This is a genomic window from Rhizobium sp. LARHSG275, assembly GCF_052871115.1.
Genome location: NZ_JBIXJN010000049.1, coordinates 1 through 2,505, shown reverse-complemented (window position 1 = coordinate 2,505; position 2,505 = coordinate 1). Strand labels below are relative to the sequence as shown.

Below are 2,505 nucleotides of genomic sequence, written 5' to 3'. Positions count from 1 at the left end.
GAACTCGTTATGGCGTGTGACAATCCCCTTTGAGACCAAGCCTGTCCGTCGCCGGGCGGGCAGTGGCAACCGCGCGAATGGTGCGCATGCAGGTGAAGAAAGGGGCGGTTCCTCACCTGCGTGCCTGCCGGTGTTTACTGGAGCTGGCCGAACTCACGGCAGGTCTTCGATAAAGCCCGCGGAGAATTTTACGTCGTCGCGCAGCGTTCGCACAGCCGCGGCGGCAGAATAAGCACCCGCAAACGGCCTGCTCCAGAAGTGCCATGTGCTGCCGTCATCTCGTTCGTCGCCGCGGACGCGACATCGGCGATTACCTTCGAAACCGGAAAAGGAGATATTACGGATGGGATAGGATATGCCCAGCCCTCGCCCCTTGAGATAAGCTTCCTTCAGCGTCCAGATCTCACAAAAACGACCCGGTCGATCCGCCTCCGCCAGTCCCAGCAGCGCCGAACGCTCCTCTGGAGCAAGCACAGTCGACACCAGATGTCGGTAGTCGACCCTGCCGATCTGCTCGACATCAAGGCCGCAATCGGCTTTTTGCGTGAGGATGCAGCCGACCAACCCATCGGCATGGGAGAGGTTGAAGCGGATCGGAGCAGAAGACGGCGAGACGAGTTCGGGCCGACCCCCGGATGCACAAGCAAAAGTTAGTTCACGCGGATCAGCGGCCATATAGCGGGCAAGCAGCAGCCTGAGCAGGCCATGACTGAAGACGTACATGTCGCGGTCGCGGTCGAAGACAAAGCGTCGGGCACGCTGACGCTCCTCCTCGTTCAGAACGTCACGGGCCGCATTCCACAGCCTAACGCTTGCTTCCCTCGGCTGGCTCAGAAAAATATCGACCCGCAGTTCACTGCTCACCTGCCCTGGATCCAGGTCGCCCGCCATGCTCATTGCTGGTGTTCCACGGCTGACCAGTCGACCAAATCGGCTACTGTTGCGGTTTCCAAACGAGTGCCGACCGCCACCGCATAGATTGGCGATTGCATGATTGGATCGATGTCGAGGATCGTCATCGATGATGTTGTCGTTCAATGCGCAAGTCGGCGTGGCAACGAGGCCGTTGCAGTCGCCGCCAGCAACATGTTTTGCGCAACGTGCCGCGCCTCGATCAACACCACACGGAATACGGTGGGGATGCCTTGCTTCCATGCCGTCCTCGCAAAACTTGTCACCAGTAGGATCAGGGCTGACGCACCGGAAAACCAGTCCTGACCACCATTGGAACCAAGGGGCAGTTTGCCCATCTTTTCGTTTGGCCTTGGTTTTGTGCTTGTCTTCCAGCCACTCGCCCTCGCCGAAGACCTTCAAGCCGGTGCCGTCGCAACCAGATGGACCGGATCTGATGTTGTGGCTCGGGACTTTACGCCAGCCCTTTGCTCCGGCGAGAAGTCAGGCACGTCAATGTCGTACTCTATCAGCGCCAACACTGCGCCTCAAGCCTTAGGTATGGCGGAGCGTCAGCCCCGTAGACGACGCGCAGGGTAGAGCAAAACGTAATCGCCAGATCCGTATTTCGGCTGACCACTCCGCTATGTCCGCCTCCGCGTAGTCCATAAAGACAGGGCCTCATCCTTCACCCCGGTGGTCAAATAGCCACGTTGACGCAGGCTCTCATAATATGCCGGCCAAATCGTCACTTGTCTCTGCTTGGCATTTGTCCCGCCGATCGGCATTGAACGTGTGCGGCATCGTCAAAGTCCCGATCAGGAGACTGAAAACTTGAGACCGAAAACCAACTCTGAATGTCCGTCGATGGGTGATCCAGCCGACCTGCGGCTTTTCCGCCTATCGCTGGATCCGTGACGAGTTAGTCGGGCATGGGGTGCCGGCGGCAGAAATTGCCTTCATGCAGGATTACAAGAAGACCGAGGCCAAGCAGCGGCTGTTCGCCAACGTGCGCGCCGGCAAGGTCCGGGTCCTGCTTGGTTCGGCACCGGCGTTAATGCGCAGCTTCGCCTTAAGGTAATGCATCATCTCGACGGGCCTTGGCTGCAGGTCTCCACCGGCAAGCGCTCACTGGTCGAGACTGCCATCGGCCCATACAAGTCCATCATCGGGCGTCAGCAGACGGAAGTGGCCATCGGCTGCGCCGCCCTCAATCGTATGCTTGCATGCGCACGCCCTAAATCCATCCGCCGCAATGGGCCGGCCACATAGATAGCCCCATCACAGATCCAGATCCCGCTCAAGTCCCGATCCATGCACCAACGCCAGACGAAAGGAGTTTCTGAAGTTGGTGGCTATCAAATTCTTGAGTAATCAAGCTGATGGAATATTCACGGGCTAGCTCGGCCAATGTTGGCTTGGCGAACAGGATCGCCAGCGGCAGCTCCACTGCCAAGGCCTCTGTCAGCCGGACGAGCAGGCGCACCGCCAACAATGAGTGGCCGCCGAGCTCGAAGAAGTTGTCGTGGCGCCCGACCCGCTCGACGCCGAGAAGCTCGGCCCAGATCCCGGCCAGCAGCGTCTCGATCTCGCCCTGCGGCGCCTCATAGGCCC

General features: G+C 59.4%; 2 protein-coding genes and 2 pseudogenes. 2 read left to right on the top strand and 2 right to left on the bottom strand.

Translation table 11 applies throughout. From position 1 onward, the window contains the following. Positions 1-153 precede the first annotated feature (153 nt). The gene (locus ACIPSK_RS32905; protein ID WP_245268471.1) at positions 154-1,314 is read right to left on the bottom strand and encodes a 4'-phosphopantetheinyl transferase family protein; all 1,161 of its coding nucleotides are present in this window, start codon (positions 1,312-1,314) and stop codon (positions 154-156) included. 451 nt (positions 1,315-1,765) lie between these two features. Between ACIPSK_RS32905 and ACIPSK_RS32900 the strand changes: the two are divergent. Beyond that, a pseudogene (locus tag ACIPSK_RS32900) lies at positions 1,766-1,998 on the top strand (hypothetical protein); the annotation flags it as partial. Next, positions 1,999-2,163, top strand: a pseudogene (locus tag ACIPSK_RS32895) (IS5/IS1182 family transposase); the annotation flags it as partial. Between the two features lie 28 nt (positions 2,164-2,191). On the opposite strand, the gene ACIPSK_RS32890 reads toward ACIPSK_RS32895, so the two are convergent. Further along, on the bottom strand, positions 2,192-2,505 hold a 314-nt coding region (locus tag ACIPSK_RS32890; RefSeq protein WP_197727351.1), incomplete at its 5' end, for a phosphopantetheine-binding protein.